General features: G+C 65.6%; 16 protein-coding genes and 2 pseudogenes. 7 read left to right on the forward strand and 11 right to left on the reverse strand.

Going from position 1 to position 23437, the window contains the following annotated elements:
* Positions 1-84: 84 nt before the first annotated feature.
* Positions 85-492, forward strand: coding sequence for an ASCH domain-containing protein (locus tag QTI66_RS34825; RefSeq protein WP_286564943.1), 408 nt, complete (start codon positions 85-87; stop codon positions 490-492).
* Positions 493-680: 188 nt separating this feature from the next.
* On the opposite strand, the gene QTI66_RS34830 is transcribed toward QTI66_RS34825, so the two are convergent.
* A complete protein-coding gene (locus QTI66_RS34830) occupies positions 681-9899 on the reverse strand; it encodes an autotransporter-associated beta strand repeat-containing protein (protein WP_286564944.1) in 9219 nt (3072 codons plus the stop codon).
* A gap of 277 nt (positions 9900-10176) precedes the next feature.
* Positions 10177-11142: a helix-turn-helix domain-containing protein gene (locus QTI66_RS34835; protein ID WP_286564945.1), complete on the reverse strand. Its 966-nt coding sequence runs from the start codon at positions 11140-11142 to the stop codon at positions 10177-10179.
* 306 nt (positions 11143-11448) lie between these two features.
* Here QTI66_RS34835 and QTI66_RS34840 point away from each other — a divergent pair, with 306 nt between their 5' ends.
* Both QTI66_RS34840 and QTI66_RS34845 read left to right on the forward strand, forming a co-directional pair.
* A complete protein-coding gene (locus QTI66_RS34840; RefSeq protein ID WP_286564946.1) occupies positions 11449-11952 on the forward strand; it encodes a DUF2938 family protein in 504 nt (167 codons plus the stop codon).
* Positions 11953-12313: 361 nt separating this feature from the next.
* Positions 12314-12589, forward strand: coding sequence for a transposase (locus QTI66_RS34845; RefSeq protein WP_286564947.1), 276 nt, complete (start codon positions 12314-12316; stop codon positions 12587-12589).
* 238 nt (positions 12590-12827) lie between these two features.
* Here QTI66_RS34845 and QTI66_RS34850 read toward each other — a convergent pair whose 3' ends face one another.
* The 7 genes and pseudogenes from QTI66_RS34850 to QTI66_RS34880 all read right to left on the reverse strand — a co-directional run bounded on the left by QTI66_RS34850 (position 12828) and on the right by QTI66_RS34880 (position 18137).
* Entirely contained in the window at positions 12828-13073 is a 246-nt protein-coding gene (locus QTI66_RS34850; protein WP_286564948.1) for a hypothetical protein, read from the reverse strand.
* A gap of 56 nt (positions 13074-13129) precedes the next feature.
* Positions 13130-13559, reverse strand: a pseudogene (locus QTI66_RS34855) (DDE-type integrase/transposase/recombinase); the annotation flags it as partial.
* A 345-nt stretch (positions 13560-13904) separates the two neighbouring features.
* The gene (locus QTI66_RS34860) at positions 13905-14195 is read right to left on the reverse strand and encodes a DUF1330 domain-containing protein (RefSeq protein ID WP_286564949.1); all 291 of its coding nucleotides are present in this window, start codon (positions 14193-14195) and stop codon (positions 13905-13907) included.
* Between the two features lie 178 nt (positions 14196-14373).
* Positions 14374-15273, reverse strand: coding sequence for a TauD/TfdA dioxygenase family protein (locus QTI66_RS34865; protein ID WP_286564950.1), 900 nt, complete (start codon positions 15271-15273; stop codon positions 14374-14376).
* Positions 15270-16589 (reverse strand): TRAP transporter large permease, encoded by a 1320-nt coding sequence (locus tag QTI66_RS34870; protein ID WP_286564951.1) that lies wholly within the window; start codon positions 16587-16589, stop codon positions 15270-15272. The genes QTI66_RS34865 and QTI66_RS34870 overlap by 4 nt, the downstream gene beginning before the upstream one ends.
* Positions 16590-16656: 67 nt before the next feature.
* Entirely contained in the window at positions 16657-17067 is a 411-nt protein-coding gene (locus QTI66_RS34875; RefSeq protein WP_286564952.1) for a TRAP transporter small permease, read from the reverse strand.
* 68 nt (positions 17068-17135) lie between these two features.
* Positions 17136-18137 carry a TRAP transporter substrate-binding protein gene (locus QTI66_RS34880; RefSeq protein WP_286564953.1) on the reverse strand — a complete coding sequence of 334 codons (1002 nt, stop codon included), beginning with the start codon at positions 18135-18137 and terminating at the stop codon, positions 17136-17138.
* A gap of 169 nt (positions 18138-18306) precedes the next feature.
* Here QTI66_RS34880 and QTI66_RS34885 point away from each other — a divergent pair, with 169 nt between their 5' ends.
* From QTI66_RS34885 to QTI66_RS34895, 3 genes are read left to right on the forward strand one after another with little or no spacing between them, the layout of a single operon-like run.
* Positions 18307-19083 carry an HpcH/HpaI aldolase family protein gene (locus QTI66_RS34885; protein ID WP_286564954.1) on the forward strand — a complete coding sequence of 259 codons (777 nt, stop codon included), beginning with the start codon at positions 18307-18309 and terminating at the stop codon, positions 19081-19083.
* A 13-nt stretch (positions 19084-19096) separates the two neighbouring features.
* Positions 19097-19804, forward strand: a complete 708-nt coding sequence (locus tag QTI66_RS34890; protein WP_286564955.1) for an SDR family NAD(P)-dependent oxidoreductase — start codon at positions 19097-19099, stop codon at positions 19802-19804.
* 30 nt (positions 19805-19834) lie between these two features.
* Positions 19835-20842, forward strand: a complete 1008-nt coding sequence (locus QTI66_RS34895; protein WP_286564956.1) for an NAD(P)-dependent oxidoreductase — start codon at positions 19835-19837, stop codon at positions 20840-20842.
* A 763-nt stretch (positions 20843-21605) separates the two neighbouring features.
* Here the strand turns inward: QTI66_RS34895 and QTI66_RS34900 are convergent.
* Complete coding sequence (locus QTI66_RS34900) at positions 21606-22070, reverse strand: hypothetical protein (protein WP_286564957.1); 465 nt, start codon at positions 22068-22070, stop codon at positions 21606-21608.
* A gap of 296 nt (positions 22071-22366) precedes the next feature.
* Positions 22367-22798, reverse strand: a complete 432-nt coding sequence (locus QTI66_RS34905; protein WP_286564958.1) for a response regulator transcription factor — start codon at positions 22796-22798, stop codon at positions 22367-22369.
* Positions 22799-23239: 441 nt separating this feature from the next.
* On the opposite strand from QTI66_RS34905, the pseudogene QTI66_RS34910 reads away from it, so the two are divergent.
* Positions 23240-23437: pseudogene (locus tag QTI66_RS34910) on the forward strand (sensor histidine kinase); the annotation flags it as partial.

Raw genomic sequence — 23437 nt, forward strand, 5'->3', positions numbered from 1 at the left:
AACTCGGAATCAACGCTGTCCCTTGAGCGATTTCGATCCAGGGGCCAACGACCAGGCGTTGACTGCTCCTCGGGACCCGCCTCAATGGGAATCCTGTCAGAACCCTTGTGCGCGGCTCTGACGGCCATCAATGCATCACACGGGCGCTGCGACATGCAATCGGGCCTTGACCCGCGTCCTCGCGCAAACGAGTTTTTCAACACGATTGGCCATGAGCAGTCGGCCACGAGCGACAGCTATCCTGTCGGCGCTGCCTCGGTGAGCATGCGTCTCTGCTCAAACGTACGGCCGCACAGGATGACTACCGCGCGCGTGACCGATTGGTGGAACACCTTCGCTGCCTCCGTTGGCGGCGTGAAAGACAAGCGCTTCTACGAAGCCTTCTTCTTCGGCGAAAGCAAGGAATTGGCCGACTCTCTTGCCGAGCTGGTATTTGCAGGGCATCAAGCGAGCAACGGGCGTCCAACACGATCACGTCGAAGCCTTCCTTGAGGTCCTTCCTGGCGGTCTCGACTTGCGTCGTCGTGATGGACACCGTGAAAGCGCGGCCTGTAGCAGCCGGGCAGCGGCTCATTGGTCAGGCTGAGGGAGCGTCGGGCGGCCTCGTCGATGGTTTGGGGACTCGCGAAGTCGAAATTCGATTGCATGCAGCTTTGTGCGCAGGCGGGCCGGAACCCCGGTCAGAAGCCGATGCGAACGCCGACCGCTGCCTTGACACTGTAATGATCGCCGAAGTCCTGCATCGGCGTATTCACCGAAACCTCTCCGTACAGAATGACCTGGCTGTCCACCCAGCTGAAGCTTCCGCCCAGGCCGAACTCACCCCACAAGCGGTTGTCCCGGCTGATGATCGGCGTGCCGGAGACATCCGCGCGGGTACCGTTGAGCCATTCGTAGTTGAGGTTGACCAGGCCATAGACATGGCTGCGACGATTGCCGGCCCAGCGGTCCTGCCGATCGAGCGAAATCCCCAGCCGACTTCTCAGGCTGTCGCCGCTGCTCGCGGAAACCACTGCGCCCGCCGGGTCGGTGAAGCGGTCGAAGTCGACGCTCGAGTACTGCAACTGGACCTGCGGCGTGACGCTCAGGTTGGCATTCACGGGGATGCGCTGGCCGGCCTCGGCACTGAACGTCTTGCCGATTCCGTCGTTTCCTTTGGCGAGGTTTCCGAGGGTGACCGAGCGCAGATCGCTCTGGAAGGTGGACATCTGCGCCTGGGCATCGACGTACACGCCTTGCGGGCCGTACCAGGTGAGCGTGAGGCCCGCCCCATGGCCTTCGGTCTTGACGGTGCCGTCGCCATAGATCGAGCGGACGTCGGTGTCTGCCTTGCCGTAGTGCGCGGTGATGCCGCCAATCAGCACGCTCTCCTGGCCGTCGCGTACCAGCTCAGTCTCGATGCCCGCCTGCACTTCCCAGCGGTCGGTCTTGCGCTCCATCATGCTGGTCGAGACCGACCCATCTGGACGATCGCTCGAGCGCTCGGTGCGGATCCAGGCGCCGCGGCCATCGGGACGGTCGCCGATCCAGGTCCGGTTGCCGACCCGTTGCTGCAACGTGGGCAGGCCGTTGAGCGCCAGCAGGGTCTGTGGATAGGCCTCGTAGACCGGTACGCCCGGTTGGAAAAGCGGTGGCGGCGTCCGGTCCGGCTGCTCGAGCAGCGTGGAGCGCAGATACCAGTCGCCATCGTTCGGACTGGCAATGCCGTTCTTTTGCAGCTGGTAGCCGTAGGCGCCCGCGATCACCGTCGGCTGCCCCTGGAAGATATAGTCGCCTTCGAGCGTGAAACTTCCGTCGGAGGGACCGGCGACGTCGATGACCTTGATGCCCTCGACGGTCTGCGCGCCGGGGCCGTTGCGGTTGAGCAGCATGACCAGGGTGCCGCCCGAGGTGCCGCCCCCGATCACCAACCGGTCGGCAGGCGAAGCATCGCCGCCGAGCTGCGCCTCAATCTCGAGCCGGCCGCCGTTGCCGACATAGTTGCCCGCAGCGGTGAGGACGCCGAAGCTCCGGCCGGGCGCCACGACGCCGCTGTTGGTGATGCCACCGACGCGGCCATTGCCCTCCAACCTCCCGCCGGCCTGGACATCGATCAGGCTGCCCAGCGCGCCGTCGACCGCCAGGGTGCCCGCGGCGATCCGCCCGGGGCCGGCGTAGCCGGCGTTGTCGGCGGTGAATACCAGCGTGCCGTCGCCGGCCTTGGTGAAGCCACCCGTGCCCGACAGCGCGCCGTTCAGCGTGAGTGTCGTGCCGTTGATGGTCTCGAAGCTGCCGCCTGCGGCGCCGATGGTGGTCACTCGCGAACTGGTGAAGCTGCGGGTGGTGCGTAGCGTGCCGCCGTCCAGCCCGAGCGCTCCGGCAGCCGCGCCGAGGTTCGCATCGCTGGCCACCTGGAGCACGCCAGTCTTGACCTGGCTGCCGCCGGCATAGCTGTTGTCGCTGCTCAGGATCAGCGTGCCGTCGCCGGCCTTGGTGAAGCTGCCCTCGCCCGAGATGGGGCCATTCAGTGTGAGCGTCGAATCGTTGGCGGTCTCGAGGGTACCGCCCAGGGCGCCGAGGATGGTCGCGCGGGAGTTGTCGAAGCTGCTGGTGGTGCGCAGCGTGCCGCCATCCAGCTTGAGCGATCCCGCGGCCGCGCCGAGGCTGGCGTCGCTGGCCACCTGAAGCACGCCGCCGTTGACCTCGGTGCCGCCGGTGTAGGTGTTGGCGCCGCTCAGGATCAGCGTGCCGAGGTCGGATTTCATCAGAACCGCGCTGCCGGTCAGCACCGAGTTGATGGTCGCCGTCATGCCGAGGCCGGCGTCGGTGCCGTCGCCGACGCGGATCGTCGCCGCGCTGCCCGCAAGGTTGATGGACTGCCCCTGCACCACGTAGCCGCCGGTCGCGAACTGCATCCCCGAGACATTGATCGCGCCGAGCGAAGGGTCGGCCGTCACCGTGCCGGGCGCGCCCATGAAGATCGCGAAGGCGGCGTCGCTGAAGCCTGCATTGGGCGTGCCGGTGTCGGTGGTCCAGTTGTCGTTGCCACTGGCGTGCTGCCACAGGCCGTCGCCGCCGGCGACGAGGCCGTCGTTGCGCGCGCCGGCGGCGCCGTCCCAGAAGTTGAGCGTCAGCCCGGTTGTGTTGACCAGGTTCACCTGGTTCGGGATCGATGTCTGCACACTGTAGGTTGGCGAGGGAATGGTGCCCACCTGCAAGCCGTTGTTGGTCAGCGTGCCGGCATAGCTGATGACGCGGTAGACCCCCGGGTCGAACAGCCCGCCGGGCGAGATCGTCACGTTGATCGTGCCGTCGAGTGCCAAATTGCCGCCCACCACGGTGAGGTCGTTCAAGGGGCCGCCCACAACATTTGAGCGGCCGAACTCGTAGTCGAGCACCGAGCCAGGGCTCAGGTTCAGGTCGCCGTTGACCGTGATCGTGCCCGGCGATTGGCCCGGCGCCAGGGTGCCGCCGTCGGCCACCACCAGGCTGCCGCCGAGCTTGCCGATGCCGCCCAGCCTCGCCCCGGCTTGCACCGTCGCCAGCCCTGTCGCCAGGGTCTGGTCGCCATTGACCAGCAGTGTGCCGGCGGTGACGGTCGTCGGCCCTGCATAGCTGTTGGCGCCGGTCAGCACCAGGCCGCCCGCGTCGCTCTTGGTGAGGCCGCCGGCGCCGTCGACGATGCCTGTCATGGTCAAGGTGGTGCCCACCGCGGTGGCGAAGGTGCCGCCGCGCTGCGCGAGCACCGTCGGGCGGGAGGAGCTGATGGTGGCCGTGGTGACCAGCGTGCCGCCGGACAGCCGCAGGTCGCCCGTGGCCGCACCCAGATTCGCATCGCTGGAGATCTGCAGCGTTCCTTCCTCGATCGCGGTGCCACCCGTGTGGCTGTTGCTTGCAGTGAGGATCAGCGTGCCGAGACCTGCCTGCACCAGTTCGCCACTGCCAGAAACGGTGCCCGAATAGGTGAGGCTATCGGCGCGATTGAAGGACAGGATGCCGTTGTCGACCACGTCGCCGACGAGGTTGCCGATGACGCTGCCGTTGCCGACCTGCAGCGTGCCGGCACTGATCAGCGTGCCGCCCGTATAGGTATTCGCTCCGCCGAATACCGTGGTGCCGGTGCCGGCCTGCTCGAACGAACCGGTGCCCGAGATCGTGCCGTTGAGCACCACCTGGTCGGAGCGATTGATGACGAGCGCGGCGTTGTCGACGATGTCGCCGAGCACGCTGCCGCTGGTGCCGCCGTTGCCAATCTGCAGCGCGCCGCCGCTGATGGTCGTGCCGCCGGTGTAGGTCTGGTTGGCGGTCACGATGAACCTGCCGGCACCGGCCTTGATCGCCGAGCCGATGCCCGAGACCACGCCGCCGTAGACGAGGTCGTCGGCGCGGTTGATGACGACGATGCCCTCGTTGAGCACATCGCCGAGGATGGCGCCGGTGGTGCCGCCGTCGCCAATCTGCAGAGTGCCCGCGCTGACCGTGGTGCCGCCCGTGTAGGTGTTGTTACCCGTCAGGATCGTCGTGCCCGAGCCCAGCTGCTCGAGCCTGCCGGTGCCGGACACCGCGCCGGAGAAAGTAACTGCGTCCGACCGGTTGAAGACGAGCGTGCCGTTGTCGGCCACATTGCCGACGATGCTGCCGGTGGTGCCGCCGTCGCCGATCTGCAGCGTCCCCGCACTGACCGTGGTGCCCCCCGTGTAGGTGCTGCTACCTGTCACGATCGTCGTGCCCGAGCCCTGCTGCTCGAGCCTGCCGGTGCCGGACACCGCGCCGGAGAAGGTGACCACATCCGACCGGTTGAAGACGAGCGTGCCGTTGCCGGCCACGTTGCCGACGATGCTGCCGGTCGTGCCGCCGTCGCCGATCTGCAGCGTGCCAGCGCTGATCGTCGTGCCGCCGGTGTAGGTGTTCTCGTTGATGAGCATGAGGCCTCCGGGACCGGCCTGCTCCAGCGAGCCGGTGCCCGAGATCGCGCCCGGAAAGGTAAAAGTGTCCGACCGGTTCACGACCAGCCTGGCGTTGTCGACGATGGCGCCCACGACGCTGCCCGTCGTGCCGCCATTGCCGAGCTGCAAAGTGCCCGCGCTTATCGTGGTGCCGCCGCTGTAGATGTTGTTGGCGGCGAGCACCAGCGTGCCGTCCCCCGTCTTGGCAAGCGAGCCCGTGCCGTCGATCGCGCCCGGCACGGTGAGCGTCGTTCCGCCCTGCGTTTCAAAGGTGCCGCCGTCCGGGCCCACTTGCACGGCGCGATTGGTCCCCGTCGGGCTGACCAGGCGCATGTCGGCCGTGGTCCTGAGCGTGCCGTTGTCGAGCGTCAGGCGGCCGCTCTCCTCCCCGAGGTTCGCGTTGCTCGAGATCTGCAGCGTGCCGCCCAGGACGTTGATCCCGCCCACGAGAGTGTTGGCGGCGCCCAGGACGAGAGTGCCCGAGTCGATCTTGTTGAAGGCCGTGGCGCCCGTGATGACCGAATTGATCGTGGCCGTGATGCCCGCCCCTTGTGCCGTGCCGTCGCCGACGCGAATGTCCGGACTGCCGCCGACTAAGGCGATCGGATCGCCCTGGATCACATAGCCGTCGGATGCGAACTGCATGCCCGAGACCTCGATGTTCGGTCCTCCTTCGGCATCGACAGTCACGGTCCCCGGCGCCGCGGTGAAGATGGCGAAGCCGCCGGTGGACCATGGGGCATTGACCGCGCCGTCCGAGCCGGTGAAATTGGATTGGTCGTTCGGTGAGTCCGAGCGCCGCCAGAAGCCGTTGCCGCCATTGATGACGCCATCGTTCTTCGGGCCGGCGGTGCCATCCCAGTACGTCAGGGCGAGACCGGACGTGCTGACCAGGTTCACCTGTCGGCTCACCGCGGTCTGAACCGCAAAGCCGGTGATGGGGCCGGTGAGCGCCCTGCCATCCGGCGTGAAGTTGCCGATCCTCAGGCCATTGTTGGTGAGCGCGCCGCTGTAGTTGATCAGGCGGTAGACCCCCGGCAAGAGGGTCTGGTTTTCGTCGATGACGTTGATGACGCCGTCGAGCGTGAGGTTGCCGCGCACTACCGTCAGGTCGTTGCGCAGGCCGCCCTCCACGTTGGCCTCGACCAGGTTGTAGGCCAGGATCGAGTTCTCGCTGAGATTCAGGCTGCCGTTGATGGTCAAGGTGGCCGGGGTCCCGGGCAAGATGCCTGGCGCCAGCGTGGCGCCGTCGGCAATCACCACGGCTCCACCGACGATGCCGTTGCCGCCGAGCCGGGCACCGTTCGCGACGTTGGTCGGGCCGGCGGCCGCAGTCTGGTCGCCATCGATGTAGAGCGAGCCGGACGACACCACCGTGTTGCCCGCATAGCCGTTGCTGCCGGTCAGGATGGTGGTGCCGCTGCCGACCTGGTTGAGGCCTCCCGTGCCCGAGATGACGCCGGCGAAGATCGACTGGTCGCTGCGGTTGAAGGCCAGCGTGGCGTTGTCGACGACGTTGCCGACGACGCTGCCGGTGGTGCCGCCGTTGCCGAGCTGCAGCGTTCCGGTGCTGATGGTGGTGCCGCCAAAGTAGGTGTTGGCGGCACTCAGGATGGTGGTGCCGGTGCCGGCCTGGACCAGGCTGCCGAGGCCCGAGATGCCGTCTCCGAGCACCAGGGTGTTGCTGCGGTTGATCGCCAGCGTGGCGTCGTTGACGATGGCGCCTGACACGCTGCCCGTCGTGCCGCCGTTGCCGAGCTGCAGCGTGCCGGCGCTGATCGTGGTGCCGCCTGCGTAGGTGTTGTCGGCGCTCAGCAGCAGCGTGCCGGCGCCGGTCTTGGTCAATGCGCCTGCACCGCCGAGCGCGCTGGCGACGTTCAGCGTGGTCGCGGGGGCGGTCTCGAAGGTGCCGCCATCGTCGTTCAAACTGGTGGCGCGCGCGAGCGTCATGTTCGCGGTGGTACGAAGCGTGCCGCTGTCGAGGCCGAGCGCGCCTGCGGCATCGCCCAGGTTCCCATCGCTGGCTACCTGCAGCACGCCGCCGTTGATCTGGGTGCCGCCCGTGTAGGTGTTGGCGCCGCTGAGCACCAGCGTACCGAGGTCGGTCTTGCTCAGGCTGGCGCTGCCGCTCAGCACCGAGTTCACCGTCGCGGTCATCCCGGTGCTCGCGGAAGTGCCGTCACCGACGCGAACGACCCCTTCCGTGCCGACCAGCTGGATCGGGCCGCCCTGCACCTGGTAGCCGTCGGTGGCGAACTGCATCCCCGAGACATTGATCGCGCCGAGCGAGGTATCGACCGTCACCGTGCCGGGCGCGCCGGCAAAGATTGCGAAGTCCCCGTTGCTGAAGGCGGCATTGGGCGTGCCGATGGCCGTGGTCCAGTTGTCGTTGCCGGTCTGGTTCTGCCACACGCCGTTGCCACCGGCGATGAGGCCGTCGTTCTTCGGACCGGCGGCTCCGTCCCAGTAGTTGAGCGTGAGCCCGGTCGCATTGACCAGGTTCACCTGGTGAGCGATCGAGGTCTGCACGATGAAGGGCGGCAGGGGAGCGACGGGCGTGGTCGGAGGCTGTACCAGGGAGCCGATGGTCAGGCCGTTGTCGGTGAGCGTCCCGCCGTAATTGATGATGCGGTACACGCCCGGGCCGAGGTCCCCGAATTCCTGGCGCTGGTCCAGCACATTGAAGGTGCCGTCCAGCGTGAGGTTGCCTCCCACGACGAGCAGGTCGTTCAGTGGGCCGCCTGCGACGTTCGCTTCGACGAGGTTGTAGAAGAGGGCCGAATCGCCGCTGAGGGTCAGGTTGCCGTTGATCGTCAGCGTGGCGGGGGTGAACGGCAGGAGGGCGGGCCCGATCGCCGCGCCGCCGGTGATCGTCACGTCGCCGCCGATGATGCCGGCGCCGGACAAGCGGGTGCTGCTGCCGGTAACGGTCATCGGCCCCGTCGCGGCGGTCTGGTTTCCGTTGACAAAGAGAACGCCACCGGTGACGGCGGTAGGACCGGTATAGCTGTTGGCGCCGTTGAGGAGGAGGCTGCCCGTGCCGGTTTTCGCCAGGCCGCCCGGGCCGGTGATGAGGCCGTTATGGAAGACGAGGGCCGATGCCTGCCCGGATTCGCCTCCCACCTGAAACGTGCCGCCGCCCGCATTCAGCATCGTGGCATGCGCGATGGTCATGCCATTGAGGGTCTGCAGCGTGCCGCCATTGAACGACAACTGGCCTGCCGGCGCGCCCAGGTTGGCGTCGCTGGAGATCTGGACCACGCCGGCGTTGATGGCGGTGCCGCCTTGGCTGTTGGCGGCCGTCAGGTTCAGCGTTCCCGTGCCGATCTTGGTCAACGTGCCGGGGCCGGTGATGGTGCCGTTGTAGGCGAGGCCGGTCCCGGCAACGGTTTCGATCGTGCCGCCGTCGGCATCGACCGTGGTCACCCGCCCCGTCGCCGTGTCGGTGGTGGTGCGCAGCGTGCCGCCGCTGAACAGGATATTGCTTGAAGGCGCGCCGAGATTGATGTCGGCTCCCACCTGCAGCACGCCGGCCTCGATCACCGTCGTGCCGGCGTAGGTGTTGCTGCCTGTAAGCGCGAGCGTGCCGGCACCGGTCTTGCTCAGGTCGCCGCTGCCCGTGACGAAGCCGCTGTGCGTCAGGGTGGTGCCGGCCGCGGCGCCGAGCGTGCCGCCGGCCGGGCCCAGCGTGGTGGCGCGCCCGGTCGTCACGTTGGCCGTGACGCCGAGGGTGCCGCTGTTCAGGGTCAGGGGGCCCGTTGCCGCGCCCAGGTTGGCATCGGCCGAGATCAGGATCGTGCCGCTGAGGATCGCCGTGCCGCCGGTGTAGTTGTTGGCGCCCGAGAGGGTGACGGTGCCGCCGAGGGTCTTCTCGACGCTGCCCGATCCCAGAATGCGCCCGGTATAGGTGCCCGGGTTGTCCTGCACGAATCGCACCAGCCCGTTGTCGGTGACCAGCGGCGGCAGGCTCTGCGCGCGCGCGGCGAGGGTGCCGGCGGGGTTGACCGTGATGCTGCCGTTGAAGGACGAATTACTGCCCGTGAGCGCCAGCGTGCCTTGGCTCAACAGCACCTGCAGCGGCACGCCGCCGCCGTTGGCGCCGATGGAGCCGGTCAAGGTCCAGATGCCGCCCCCCGTCTTGGTCAGGGTCTGGAAGTTGCGGATGTCGCCCGGCAGGCTGTCCGAGGAGCCGACCGCGCCGCTGAGGTTCAGCGTATTGGTGCCGCCGCCGCCGTTGAAGCTGCCGGTAATGACCGAGCCCGCTTCGAGCGTGAGCTGGTCGTTGCCGGAAGCAAACGAGAGGCTGCCCTCCACGCGCGCGCCGGTGCGGTTGGTGAAGGTGACGCTGCCATTGCTCGAGTTGCCGATAACGTTGGAGTTCGTGCCGAGCTGGGTGCGGATGATGCCGAAATTGTCTATGGCGTTGGTGCCGCCCGTGATCTTGTCCTCGAACCAGATGGCCGCCCCGCTGCGCGATGAGATCGTTCCATCGTTCGTGATGACATTGCCCACGCCCATCACGTTGATCGGCTCGCCGATGTTCTGCGTGCCGATGGCAGAGACGCTGGCGCCGTTACCGATGGTGAGCCGGCCGTTGGAGCCGAACTCGATCGTGTTGTCGCCCGCGCCGTGCAGGCCCCTGTTGCCGGCGATGGTGGCATTGTTGGTGACCGACGTGTTATCGCCGAGCGTGATGATCGCGCCATCGTTCAGGCTGATCGCGCTTGCGTTGCTGACGGAGATCTGTGCGCCGGGATTGAGCGTCACCGTGAAGGCGGTAGCCGTGTTCGGGCCGCTGCCAATGAGGGTTGTCCAGGGGTTGGGAACCCCCGTGTCGCACGTCACCGTGAGGCCGCTGGTCGCGCACGCGCCCCAGACGTTGCCGGTTGCAGACAGTGCCAGCACCAGGCCAGCCAGCCTGAGCGGCTCGTCAGCGATCAATGGCTTGCGGCTGTGCGAAGAGATTTTTCTCATTGGCAGTTCGCTTTCAACCATTGCAGGGCGATTCGAAGATGTTCGGATGCCCGCCTCCTGCTTGCCCGTTTGCTGGTTGCCCTTCGGACAGGCAGCCAACCTCACGGGCGGCCACTATAGAACTTCGGGATTGATTCGAGAAGCGCTTCAGCCGGTCGCTGATCGCGGTGGCGGCGGCCTCTGGGAGCCCGAAAGCGGTTGGGTCCTTGGCCGCCGCGTTCGCCGCCGACATTCAGGACCTGGCCGCATTCCTGGGAATGCTCACCGGCCCCGTCGATCAGGCCAGGTGATGTTGCTCGCGCGTCTGCGAGCTCAGGGGGCCGCGCATCTGCAATACAGAGGGCGGCAGCCCGAACATCCTTCGCGCCGTCCGCGACAGGTGTGCAGAGTCGGCGAAGCCGGCCGCGTGCGCCGCCGCCGAGAGATTTTCCCCGGCCATGAGCAGTGTCCACACGTGCAAGAGTCGCCGCCACAGGACGTAAGTGCGCAGGGGCATGCCTGTTTCCTCGACAAACAGGTGCCGGAAGCGCCCTGGCGAGAGATTCGCCGCCTTGGCCACGTCGGGGAGCGACACGCTCCCGTCGACCCGCTGGCGGATGTACTCGATGGCAGCGAGGACGCGCGCGTCGGACGGCTCCCTCGACGCCGCTCCGGACAGGTCCCGAACAAGCTGCATGCACACCGTTTGCACCGCTTCGTAGCTCTTCTCGACCCGCCATGCTCTTTCGAGACGCTTTGCAGTGCCCGCCACCGTGTCGGTGTCGATGAGCTCGAGCCCATGCTGCAGGCGAGTGGCGAGCGCCTTCCCCTCAGGCGTCTCCGGCTCGATGAAAAGAACCACGCTCATGTCGCAGTCGTTCACGTCGATGGTGTGTACTGCCTGGGACGGCACCAGTGCTGCGGCACACGCCTGCCATTCACCGTGCCGGCCGAGCTGCACACGCAGGCCCGCGGGCGCGCCCAGGACCAACTGGATGGCGTAGTGCGAGTGCGGCTCAATGGGAGCACCGCCGCCTTCGCCGATGAACCCGCAGACGCCGGTCCAGGCTACGAAATCGCCCCGGTAGCGGGGTGCGGGCTGTGTGCGCATGGTGAACGGCTCTGCCGCCAGTCTACCGACCACCCGCCTGCCACGAAAGCCCTGGCCGTGTGGGCCGCCCAACGGGGAGTTGAATGAAAAGGCTGCCAATCCAGCCTCTTCATTCAAGTCCAGAACGGTCTTCGCGCGAAGAATCAAGGCCATACCAACCCCTTCTGGAGCCTTCAGATGACTTCCTTCTCCACCTGCACCCCAGCTGCCGCGTCTTCCTCCGGTGCCGCTCAACCGACCTGCTGCGCGTGCGCCACCTGCAAGTGCGGCAGCTGCGACTGTGTCACTTGCAACTGCGCAAGTTGCGACTGCGCTCGCGGCGACTGCACCAACTGTGATTGCGCCGCGGCCGATCCGGCCAGCTGCGGCTGCGTCGCCTGAGGGTACCTGGAAGGACCGGCACTTCCCGCGTGCGCGCGTCGGGTACACGCAGGCGTGGCCCGGCAACCGCGCCGCACCATGAAAAAGGAGACCTTCATGTCAATCCCGGGCATCGGCCTCGTTGTCCTCATCGGCGTAATCGCCACAGCGGTCATGGATATGTGGCTGCTGATCCTCTCCCGACTCGGAGTACCCGCCACCGATTGGCGGCTGGTTGGCAGGTGGGTCGGGCAGATGGCACAAGGGCGGTTTGCGCATCCGTCCCTCGCCAAGGCGGTACCGGTACGAGGCGAACACCCGCTGGGCTGGCTCACGCATTGTGGGGTCGGCATCGCCTGCGCCGCCGTGCTCGTTGCGTTCGCAGGGACCGATTGGGCAAGCCAGCCGACTGTCCTTCCAGCGCTGGTCTTTGGATTGGTCACGGTGGTCGTGCCGCTGTTTGTGATGCAACCTGCCATGGGGCCTGGCTTTGCCGGCTCCAACTCCACGGCTCCTGTCAGGAGTTGTGTGCGTACTCTTGCGAACCACGCGGTGTTTGGAGCCGGCCTGTACGCCGCCGCTGCAGGCATCGCCTACCTTTGACGCCCGACGGCGATGCCGGGAACCCGGTCCAGCACTTGCATGGCAGTGACCAGGTACACGCTGTCCTTCCTTTCTGCATTGAAGCGGGCCTTGTCGCCTTCCTTCAGGTCGTCCAGCAGCTTGGGGCCGCGGCTGTGAGCGCCGTTGTCGTGGCGGCCACATCCAGGTTCACGAGCGGGCGGCGATTTGCGAGGCGGCGTCGCGGCCGAGCATGCGCTTCGTGCCGAGCAACAAGACGTGATGAGTCTGCATCGTGTGCGAGCAAGCCTGAAGGAAGAGCGCACCGCTTGCATCAACCAGATCCGCGGTGTGCTGACGGAGTTCGGCTGGCGTTTGGCAGAGCTCCAAGGTGTTGCGAGCGGTGCTGACCGACGTCATCGAGGACGCGCGCAACGAACTCAGTGCGACCGCACGTCTGGTCATGCAGCGTGCGTTTGAGCATTGGCGGGAGCTTGATGGGCAAATGCGCTGGTGTGACAGGCAGATCAGGCAGCATGTGCGCTCCGGTTCAGCGGCCAAGCGCGCGGCCAGAATCATCGGCATTGGCGAACTCTGCGCCTCAGCAATGACTGCAGGCGTCGGTGACTTCAAGCAGTTCAAGAGGGGTCATCGGATCGGCGCCTGGCTTGGCATCTGACGACATCAGGCACCTCACAAAAGGCATTGGAGTAGCACCCGGACTGGTTCCATCCGGCTCCGCTGTATCTGAGTTGCCAGCGCAGCTCGACTTTTGCTATCGCAAGGATTTTCGGCGCGGGCGCTTGCTGGCCGACAGGGATGGGGCCATTGCGTCCGCCTGCGCCGGCCGTGGCACCAGGCGTTCAAGCGGGCAGGTTGCGCTTTCGGCGCCTGGCGGCTGACCTTGGTGCCTTCGATCAAGCCTTGAGCCTGTGCTCGATCAGCGCCTCAAGGCTGTACGTCATGGCCCGCAGGCCCTCGATCATGTCCTCTGAGACAGACGAGTAATTGAGCAAATCCGCCATCATCTGCTCGGTTGCCACGTTGAACGCGTGCTTGAGTTGGTCGGGCGCAGGATGGACTGCCACCATCGCAATGGTGAATGCCTTGAAGGCCATCATTTCGCCGATCAGCGTCTCAAGTCGGTACTTGTCGTTCTTCATGGTGGCTTTGTCATGTTGGTGAATGCGAAGCGCGAAAACGGTCTGGGGATCGCTGCTCAGAATGCGACGGACGGATTTTCGGCGACGCCGGTGAAATGGCGCCATGCTTCGATGCGGGCGGCCAGTTGCTTGCGGCAGAGCGATGCGCGCACCAGATGGCGCTTGAGTGCAAAGGGCTGACGGATGGGGCCAAAGCCAGGCAGAAAAGCTTGAAGCCCAGGCAGGCGCAAGCCTCATGCGCCGCTCGCGCTCAGGAGTGGGCGGATGGCTGTTTTCATCTCGGTTGTTCACGCGGTCACAGTCCTTCACGAACACGTGCCGCACGCTCACCCGCGCCGCGATCCCGGCTGCCGTGGCCGCCGGGTAGCTGCGCAGTAGATCGGTGACGATCTTGCGCGGTGCCTCCGGGCAGGCAGTGAGCACGCGCCTGAAGAAGCGTTTCTCGGCAGCCTTGTCGCGGCGCGTTTGCAGCAGGATATCGAGTTGTCACTGAGGAATCGCTGGTACAGGCGATCGCGGACATTCGGCGTTTGCCCGGCGATAGCGACCACAAGGTGGTTCGAACAGTGCAACGGCGCGGTGACGTCCTCGCGGATAGCAGGCGACCATCGCAACTTGGGTTCTTCTACAGACGCTTCGACAAGACGAACCGGGTTGTCATGGCCTGTGCAGGCTCAAGGCATTCGGGAAGCAGCGTGACGTGGCTAGGGTCTTCGCCTTCGACGAATCTCTTCATCGATTGCTCCGCTCAGGCGCGTTAATCCAGGCGATCACACGGCGACGTTCAATGCGTATTCATGCAGCCTCAGTCTGAAGTTGCCTTCCCTCCGCTCAGATCCCCTCGATGATGCGGATCTCGCGGTCTGCACCGTCGCCCAGCGCGGCCAGGGCTTCCTGGTAGGCCGGGCTGTCGTGCGCGGCCATGGCCTGCTCCACGCTGTCGAACTCGATCAGCACGGTGCGCTGCATCAGGCCGAGTTCGTAGACCTTGGACGGTTCGCCGCGCGCCAGGAAGCGGGCGCCGTTGGCAGTGAGCGCGGGGCCCGCCAGCTTCGCGTACGCGGCGAGCTTGTCGGCATCGTTGACTGCGCGGTACGCGCTGACCCAGTAGGCTTTTGGCATGAGAACTTTGCTCCGGCTTGGATGGAAACGTGACTGTGCCGCGTGTATTGCTTCGCAGCAAGTCCCGTCGGCAGTTGCGTTGCGCGCCACGTCGGTTGTGAGGTGCGCGCGGGTGACATCAGCGCCTTTGCAGGGCGCTGATGAAGCTGTGGAGTTTGGCGTCGCGTTCGTCGGGCAACTATTGGCGAGTTCCGTCCGGCGCTGCAAACGACCGGGCAAGCACCTCCGGCGCAACCGCATCCGGCGCAGGCTCGAGCACCGTCACTCGCCACAGCGTGCGCGCGTCGTCAGGGTCGATGAGCGTCGCCGAGTGCAGCAGCGCCGCGTTGTCCCACACGACGATGTCGCCCGGACCGTAGCGAAAGCTCAGTTGGTAGCACGGTTGGGTGGCGTGGGTAGCCAGTTCGTCGAGCAAATCGCGCGCCTCGTCGTCCGGCATGCCGACGATGCCGAACGAGCTGCCGGAGACGGCATAGAGCGTCTTCCTGCCCGTCACCGGATGGGGCCGCGCAATCCTGTGCGTGATGACCGGCATCTTTGCCTTCTGCTCGTCGCTGAGTACTGACGCCGCGGTGCGGCTGCGCTCGTCGAGGTCGTGGCGGTTGCCATAGTGGTGAATCGCCCGCAAAGGCTCGACGCGCCGCTTCATCGCCTCCGGCAGATCGTCGTAGGCGGCTTGCTGGTCGGCGAACAGCGTGTTCCCGCCCACCTTCGGCACCACGCGCGAATACAGCGTGGTCGCCCGCGCGGGCACCTGCAGATAGGAGTAATCGGTGTGGAAATAGGATCCTGCATCCTGCAGCCCGGTGGGCTGGCCGTCGACCTTGACGTTCGACAGGATCAGGATGTTGGCATCGTCGGGGTGATGGAACTGATCGATGACGTGCGGTTGTGGCGGGCCGAGGCGACGCGCGAATGCGACGAACTGCGAGGGGCTGAGCGACTGCGAACGAACGGCCAGGACGTGGTGCTCATAGAACGCGCGCTCGAGTTCGCCAAACTGGTCATCGCCGAGTTCGGCAAGGGCGATGTCCCCGGCTTCGACACCGAAACCAGGCAGGCGCGAAAAGTGGATCATTTGAGGAACTCGGGAGAAACGATCTTCGGCAGGATGAGCGCGATGTCTGGCCAGATGATCAACATCGCCAGCACCAGCAGCATCGGCACCAGCATGATGATCGTATCTTTCAGCGCGTAGCGCAGCCGGACCTTGGCGATCGCGCAGGAAATCATCAGGCACATGCCATAGGGCGGCGTGACCAACCCGAAGGCGAGGGCGACGATGCCGATGATCGCGAATGAGACGGGGTGCATGTGCACCGCTTGGGTGAGCGGTTGCAGCGTGGTGCCGACGATGATGATGGCGGGAATCGCGTCGAGGAAGCACCCGACCACGAGGAACACGAAGGCGACGAAGAAGCCGACGCCAGCCAGGCCGAGCCCCCACGACTGCACGTTGGCCAGCAGCGCCCGCGGGATCTGGTAGTACGCCAGCAGCCAGCCGAACACCGACGCGGTGCCCACGCAGAACAGCGCGACGCCGGCGAGCTTGCCGGTGTCCAGCAGAGCATCCCAGAGCTGCCGCGAACTGATCTCCCGATAGAACAGCAGCGACAACGCAGCGGCGTAGACAACAGCGACCGCGGCCGACTCAGTGGGCGTGAACCAGCCGAGCAGGATGCCGCCGACGATGATGAAGGGCGTCATCAGGGCGGGCACTGAAATCGCAGCAGCGGCGAAGAACTCGTGCAGCGTCGCCCGCCGGTACGTCGGGTACTTGCGGATCTTCGCGTACGCGTGAACCGTGAGCATCTGCGCCAAGCCGATCAGCAGCCCCGGAATGACGCCGGCCAAATACAGCGCGCCGATCGACACCGACAGCACACCGCCCCAGACCACCATCAGGATCGACGGCGGGATGATCACCGCCAGCACCGCAGACACTGCAGTGATGGCGATCGAGAAGCTGAGGTCGTAGCCTTCCTTGACCTGGGCCTCGATGAAGATCTTGCCCTGGCTGGCGGCGTCGGCCGTCGAGGAGCCTGAGATGCCTGCAAAAAAGACCGAGAGCAGCACGTTGATCTGTGCCAGCGAACCGGGCAGGTTGCCAACCATCGTGCGCGATAGCGTCACCAGGCGGTCCGTGATGCCGCCGACGTTCATCAGGTTGGCCGTGAGCAGGAAGAAGGGCACCGCGAGCAGGATGAACGAGTTGTAGGCCTTGAACATCTCGTTGAAGAGGACCATGGGCGACAGCCGGTCTTCGAACAGCAGCACCGGCAGGCAGGACAGTGCGAGGGATACGGCCACTGGAACGCGCAACACGAGCAGCAGGAAGAAGCTTCCGAACAGCACGATGGCTGCCATTCCCGGGGTGAGGCTGGCAGACATCATGGTGCTGGCTCCTCAACGAGCAGGCGAACATCCCGGACCCACCCCTGCCAGATGAAGAGCAGCCAGGTCACGCCCAGCAGAGGCCACGCGATGAAGATGAGCCACATCGGCAGGTCGGCGATTTCGGAGGTCTGGTTCCAGCCGAAGGACGTGAATTGCACGCCCACCAGAGGAACACGACGGCCGTCAGCAGCATGAACAGCGACGAGACCAAGCGCAGGAGCGCGTTGGCGCGTGGCTTGAGGTCCGGCCACACATCGACGTCGAAGTGCGTGCCATCACGCGCTGCCACCATCGCGCCCAGCATCACCATCCAGATGAAGAAGAAGCGCGCCATCTCCTCTGTCCAGATGTAGCGGGGGATGAGGCCGGTGAAGCGCGACAGGATCTGCGCCATCACCGGGATGATCAGGATCACCACGGCGAGAACGATCAGCACGTTCAGCAACCTGTACCAGGCATCGATCAATTTGCTCAACGGGGGCTCCTGGCAGGCACAAAAAAATATGCCAGCGCGCACGCGCCGGGGCCTCTGGATCGGATGGACTACTTGATCGCGTTCACGCGACCGAGGATGGCCACCGCATCGACTTCCTTGGCGTAAGCCTGCTTCACAGGTTCGGCGAGTTGCAGCATCTTGGGCCGTTCTGTGAAGGGATACGTCTTGAGCCTGCCGGCCTTCTCGAGCGCGGCGATCTTCCCGGCATCCTCGCCGGATTCAAGATCGCGGCCGAACTTTCCCGCTTCCTTTCCTGCCTTGATCACGGCGGCCTGCAGGTCCGGCGGCCGCTTCTTGAGCGTCTTGCCCGAGAAGGCGATGGGCCGCACGGTAATCGCATGCTGGGTCAGCGAGAGGGCAGGCGCCACCTCGTAGAACTTCATCTGCTCGATGCCCGCGGCCTCGTTCTCGGCACCCTGGATCACGCCCGACTGGATGGCGTTGTAGATCTCGTTGTAGGCGATGACGCTTGGCTTGGCCGTCACCGCCTCGAAAATCTTGGTCTGGATCGGCGCACCCATCACGCGCATCGTCAGGCCGTTCAGTTCGGCCATATTGCGAACCGGATTCTTCGAGAAGATGTTGCGCGTGCCGCCGCCGGCGTAGCCGATGATCAGCACGTCGGCCTTCTTGCTCACCTCGTCGACGATCGGCTGGAATGCGTCCGAGTCGAGCACCTTGTTCCAGTGGTCGAGGTCTCGGAACAGGAAGGGCATGTCGAGCAGTGGAGCGGCCTTCGCGAAGGTCGACATGTGGGCCGGCGACACGATGCCGTAGTCGACCGAGATGCCCTGGTTCATGTAGGCGAAATAGTCCTTCTCCAGCCCGAGCTCGCTGTTGCGGTGGAGGACGAAATTGACCGGCTTGCCGTAGTACTTCTTGACCAGCTCCTCGAACTTGAGCAACGACTTGTTGAAGGCGTGGTCGTCGTTGAACTGCACGGCGCCGTGCAGCGTGACCGGCGCCTGCGCGAAAGCGAGAGCCGGCAGCGCCAGTGCCAGAACCATCAGGCCGCGCCGAAGCGCACGGGTCGATACCTGCAAGTACATGGTTGTCTCCTGGGTGGCCCCACGCCGGCTTCTGCGAGCCGTGGACTGGGTCGTATACATCTTTTCGTGGAAGCCAGAACGTGTCAACCGAGTGTTTCTCCTGTGTCATGAAACGACGGTCGCGCCCAAGCTCGCTGCCTCCCGTCGGGGCGCACCGAAAGACCCACCGATGACACCGAACGCCATCAAGAAGGACATCCTTGCCGGCCAGACCGTGGCCGGTGCGATGGTCTTCGAGTTCTTCTCGCCGGGCATGGCGAGCATCCTGGTCAATGCGGGCTGCAGGTTCGTCCTCTACGACATGGAGCACACGGGACTGGGCTACGAGACGCTGAAGTGGCTTTTCGCCTCGTGTCGCGGGCTGCCGATCGAGCCGATGGTGCGCGTGCCCCGGGGCGAGTACACCTGGCTCGCGCGGGCGCTCGACCTGGGCGCGCGCGGCGTGATGATCCCGATGGTCGAGTCGGCCGGGCAGGCGCGTTCCGTCGTCGAGGCATGCCGCTACCCACCGGTCGGCCGGCGCGGGGCGGCATTCGCTTTCGCGCAGTGCGACTACCTCGGCGGCGATGTCGGGCAGAAGATCGCGCAGGCCAACGGGCGCACCATGGTCATTGCGCAGATCGAGACGGAGCGCGGGCTCGACGATGTCGAGGCGATCGCGGCGGTCGACGGCGTGGACGTGCTCTGGGTCGGTCACTTCGACCTGTCCAATTTCATGGGCATTCCGGGGCAGTTCCAGGATGCGCGCTTCGACGCCGCGATGCGCAGGGTGGCCGAGGTCGCGCGCCGGCATGGCAAGGCGGCAGGATTCATGGCGACCGACAATGCGTGGATCGATCGGGCGCGTGTCATGGGCTTCACGATGATCGCCGGCGGCACCGACAGCGGCCTGCTGCAGCAGGCCTATGCCGGGCTCGTCGAGCGGATAGGACGCGGCAGCCACTAGAGGAGGGCACGGCATGTTCGATTTGAAAAAGAAGATCGCGCTCGTCACCGGCGCCTCGCGCGGGCTCGGCTGGGCGATGGCGCAATCGCTCGCGAGCGCCGGAGCCCACGTCGTGCTGAACGCCCGTGACGGCATCGCTCTCGCAACACGGACGGCTGAGTTGCAATCGCAAGGTCTGTCCGGCGAGGCGGCCGCGTTCGACGTCAACGACTCGGCAGCCGCCGAAGCCTGCGTGGCGGACATCGTCGCGCGCCACGGGCGCCTCGACATCCTCATCGCGAACGCCGGCATCAACCATCGCTCGCCGATCGGCGCCTTCGAGCGCGACGACTTCGAGCGCGTGATCGGCACCAACCTCACTTCGGTCTGGGTGCTGTGCAAGGCAGCGGCCAAGTCGATGGCGCCCCGGCGCGCCGGCCGCAGCGCCTACGTTGCGAGCAAGGGTGCCGTGCATGCGTTGACCCGGCAACTGGCCGTCGAGCTGGCGCCCGACCAGATCACCGTCAACTGCATCGCGCCGGGCTTCTTCGCCACCGAGATGAACACGCCCCTGCTGGCCGACGCAGCGTTCAACGATTGGGTCTGCAAGCGGACCCCGGCCGGACGCTGGGGCAGCCTGCAGGAGATCGGGCCGGCAGCAGTGTTTCTGGCTTCGGACGAGGCTTCGTACGTCACCGGTCTGGTGATGCCGGTGGATGGTGGCTTCACCGCCGCAATGTGAACACCGGCCGATGGGCAGGAGAACTTGTCGATGAGCAAATTTCGGGTCGGTATCACTTCAGATGTCCTCGGCTCGAACGGCGAGCCGGTCTTCGGCCGCGAGGTGCTCGGCCTGCTCGACGCGAACGGCATCGCATGGGAATACATGGCGCAGGAGCCGGGGGGCGTCACGCCCGCCCAGGCGGCGCGCTACGACGCGATCTGCGCGATGCTGACCCGGGTGACGGCCGCGAGCCTGGCGGGGTCCGATCGCCGCCTGAAGCTGATCGCGCGCTTGGGCGTCGGCTACGACACCATCGACGTGCCTGCATGCACAGCGGCCGGCGTGCTGCTGACGATCGCCCCCGACGGTGTGCGCCGCCCGGTCGCGACCTCGGCGCTGACTTTCGTGCTGATGCTCGCGCAGAAGGTGCTCATCAAGGACAGGCTCACCCGCACCGGCCGCTGGAGCGAGAAGATCGATCACATCGGCACCGGCCTCACCGGGCACACCCTGGGCTCGATCGGGCTGGGCAATATCGGCGCCGAGCTGTTTCGACTGGCGCGCCCACTCGAGATGAACGGCATCGCCCATGACCCGTTCGCCGATGCGGGCCTGGCTGCGGAGCTCGGCGTGCGCCTTGTGGACATGGAGACGCTCTTTCGGGAATCCGACTTCCTTTGCGTGAACTGTCCACTCAGCGAAGCGACCCGCGGCCTCGTCAGCGCCCGCCTGCTCGGCATGATGAAGCCGGGCGCCTACCTGATCAACACCGCGCGCGGACCGATCGTCGATGAACGCGCGCTCCATGATTCGATTGCCAGCGGCCGGCTCGCCGGTGCCGGCCTCGACGTCTTCGAGGAGGAGCCGACGCCCGTGTCGAATCCGCTGCTGCAGCTCGACAACGTCATCGTCACGCCGCACGGCATCTGCTTCACCGACGAGTGCATGCGCCGCCTGGCGGAGAGCGCCTTTCGCGCGGTGCTGGATGTTGCTGGCGGGCGAACTCCGCCGTATGTCGTCAATGCGCAGCGCTCCGAAAAGGCCGCGCCCTCTTGATGTCATGCCGACTCGACGCATGAGCCCGTGCAAATCACCAGGGTGAGGAAATTTGAACACCGGGGCCTTGACTGGCCCGGTGCCTTGAGACCACCGGCTCTTTCATCTTGCACTGTTGAGGTGCCAGGACATGCCGGCCATGCCAGTGTTCGGTCAGTGGGCGGTGCATCAGGCCGCGCAGGGTTTGGTAGAAGCGTGGCACGTCCAGCTTGTCGGGCCGCCCAATGCGGGTGACAGGCCCGCGACGCGACCGGCCAGGACCGGAGTCGTTGCGCCGGCCTGCGGAACGAGGATCTTGATGGTGGGGTAGCGCGTGAGCGTGCCTGACAGGATGAGGTTGAAGACCGCGCGCGGTCGTCTCGAACATGAACTCGATCATGGGCAGCGGATAGCCTATCGGCGGAAGGGACGCCGCATCCTGCCCCCGGGCAGCACGGGCAGCACAGGCAATGCGGGTTGGTCGGGTGAATGAAGACCTTGGCCTCGCGCCGGTTCAGTTCAGCAAACACCCGCGCTCGCCCGGGATCCCGAAGGTTGCGCTGCGCCGGAACACGCAAGCCGTGACGCGGCGCTGGAAGCTTGAAGCGGCCGGTTGCCGCGAGGCATCGAACAGCGACAGTGTCGACAGCGTGATGGAAGGAGATGCGAAAGTCGATGAAGCGACAGTCAGCACGTTGCGCTTTGCAGCGACAGCCGTCCTGAGGCTTGGCGACCATGGATGACTGCAATCGTCATGGAGCACGCACGATGGGGTCGACCGGCCTCAGTCGTCGTGCCGCTTGCGAGGTGTGGAGTTGCCAACGCAGATCCGGGAAAAATAGGTGTCTTCGCGCCGGCTGCGGCACAACGCCAGGGCCAGTGCAGGAAATACGCACGCCTGCGGGCCACAGGCGTCACCCGGTGCAAGCTCATGGGTCATGTGCGTGTGCGCAGCCAGGCGATCGAGCAGGATCGCGGCCGGGACGGCGAAAACCATCAAGCCATAGAGTCGGGGCCCAAAGCGCGGATCCAGCGTCATCCCGACGCGGCATGCCGCCACGCTCGTGCCGTCGTAGTGAACTTTGAAGCGTCCGTCGCACCATGCGTCCGTCATCAACGGCTGCTGCCCTGGCACTTGGCCAGGCGATTCGTCCTGCGGGGCGCCCAGGGCCTTCCGCACTGCTTCGCGCGCGCTGCCGAATCGCAGCGGCCCGACGCCAAACAACGGAAGAATGTCAAAAACGATCACGATGCGCATTGTCCTGCGGGCCGCGCTGAGCCGGACTTGGCCAGAAGCACGACGGATCACGGGATGCAACCCGAACCGATCGTCCACCAAGGAAAACGCCGAGGGGCAGCTTTGCGAAGCACCCGTCATTCGTCAGATTTTCAGGACGGCAGTCAGTCATTCGCGTGGGTTCGCGTCGACCACGCAGTGGCCGCAAGTTCGCCGCCGAATCGCTCAGAGATCCTGCGGGCGGGAACCCTGCTTGTCTGGCGGCAGCTGCAAGCGCCTCCGGAGCAGGCAGTCCCTGGCGTGTTGAATCAGGGTCGCTCGACTTTCACGTCTTGATGACCCAACGCTTCGTAACGGTCTTGGGCTGATCCTTGCGCAAGAGCGTCGCTGACGGCTTGCAGCAATGTGTCGCTGGAGAAAGGCTTGTGCAGCAGACGAGCCGCGCCTGGGTCGCGCCCCAAGTGGTCGAGTGCACCATCATCGCTGGCAGTGATGAAGATGACCGGAATGCGCAGGTGCACGGCGTGAAGGCGGGACTGCACCTCGAACCCGGACAACCCCGGCATGTGAATATCAAGAATGGCGCACGCCGGTATGCGGCTGTTGAGCGAATCCAGGAACTCCTCACCAGACTCGAATGCAGCCACCTGGTAGTGCGCAAGCCGCAGGACCCGGCCCAGCATGACCCGCAGGGCCGATTCGTCATCCACGACAGCGATCAGGGGTTCCTTGGTGGTCATTGACTGCAAGGTATCACTTTGCGGCGTCCCGTGCCGAGCCACTGAACCAAAGGATAGTCTCTGCGGCTGGTTCGTGCCAACGCTGCAGCCTGGCGCCGATTCCCGTCATCTCTGGTTCGGAGTTCGAGGGGAGACATTCGTTTCAATGCACCCGCCCAAGGCAGTCGGCGCGCGGAAACCAATCTTCCTGATCACCAAAGCCAGGTCGCGCGCTATCGGGGGGCGAGATCGACAACGCGGGCGACGTCTTCCTGCCCACCTCGACGGCACGAGGGGAACATCGCACGAGTGGCACTTGATTGCCGTTGAGCGCTGAAGCCCTGGCTATGTTCGGTAGCGCACAGACAATTCTTGCCCGTGCCGCAGAATGCGAGATTGAGGTGGTTCGTCCTTGAACTGCATTCGTCAACGAACCGGCCAACGCCAGGAAGCCAACAAAGCATGCGCAACTTTCTCTCCGAACATCGGGAGGAACTCGTAGCACGGTGCAAGTCAAAGGTTGCGCAGCGGCCGCGGCGCGCCGTCACCGAGCAACAGTTGGCAAGCGGCATTCCGTTGTTCCTCGACCAACTGATCAGGACCCTTGCAGCGGAAGAGGCTGACAAGCCCGCGGACAGCATCAAGATCTCAGGGCCTTCA

It is taken from the genome of Variovorax brevis (genome assembly GCF_030317105.1).
GTDB classification, from domain to species: domain Bacteria; phylum Pseudomonadota; class Gammaproteobacteria; order Burkholderiales; family Burkholderiaceae_C; genus Variovorax; species Variovorax brevis.

Excerpts from the sequence above, each read along its gene's own strand:
- QTI66_RS34825 (WP_286564943.1), top strand. The coding sequence starts at position 85 with ATGGGAATCCTGTCAGAACCCTTGTGCGCGGCTCTGACGGCCATCAAT.
- QTI66_RS34830 (WP_286564944.1), bottom strand. The coding sequence starts at position 9,899 with ATGAGAAAAATCTCTTCGCACAGCCGCAAGCCATTGATCGCTGACGAG.
- QTI66_RS34835 (WP_286564945.1), bottom strand. The coding sequence starts at position 11,142 with ATGGCCTTGATTCTTCGCGCGAAGACCGTTCTGGACTTGAATGAAGAG.
- QTI66_RS34840 (WP_286564946.1), top strand. The coding sequence starts at position 11,449 with ATGAAAAAGGAGACCTTCATGTCAATCCCGGGCATCGGCCTCGTTGTC.
- QTI66_RS34850 (WP_286564948.1), bottom strand. The coding sequence starts at position 13,073 with ATGAAGAACGACAAGTACCGACTTGAGACGCTGATCGGCGAAATGATG.
- QTI66_RS34860 (WP_286564949.1), bottom strand. The coding sequence starts at position 14,195 with ATGCCAAAAGCCTACTGGGTCAGCGCGTACCGCGCAGTCAACGATGCC.
- QTI66_RS34865 (WP_286564950.1), bottom strand. The coding sequence starts at position 15,273 with ATGATCCACTTTTCGCGCCTGCCTGGTTTCGGTGTCGAAGCCGGGGAC.
- QTI66_RS34870 (WP_286564951.1), bottom strand. The coding sequence starts at position 16,589 with ATGATGTCTGCCAGCCTCACCCCGGGAATGGCAGCCATCGTGCTGTTC.
- QTI66_RS34880 (WP_286564953.1), bottom strand. The coding sequence starts at position 18,137 with ATGTACTTGCAGGTATCGACCCGTGCGCTTCGGCGCGGCCTGATGGTT.
- QTI66_RS34885 (WP_286564954.1), top strand. The coding sequence starts at position 18,307 with ATGACACCGAACGCCATCAAGAAGGACATCCTTGCCGGCCAGACCGTG.
- QTI66_RS34890 (WP_286564955.1), top strand. The coding sequence starts at position 19,097 with ATGTTCGATTTGAAAAAGAAGATCGCGCTCGTCACCGGCGCCTCGCGC.
- QTI66_RS34895 (WP_286564956.1), top strand. The coding sequence starts at position 19,835 with ATGAGCAAATTTCGGGTCGGTATCACTTCAGATGTCCTCGGCTCGAAC.
- QTI66_RS34905 (WP_286564958.1), bottom strand. The coding sequence starts at position 22,798 with ATGACCACCAAGGAACCCCTGATCGCTGTCGTGGATGACGAATCGGCC.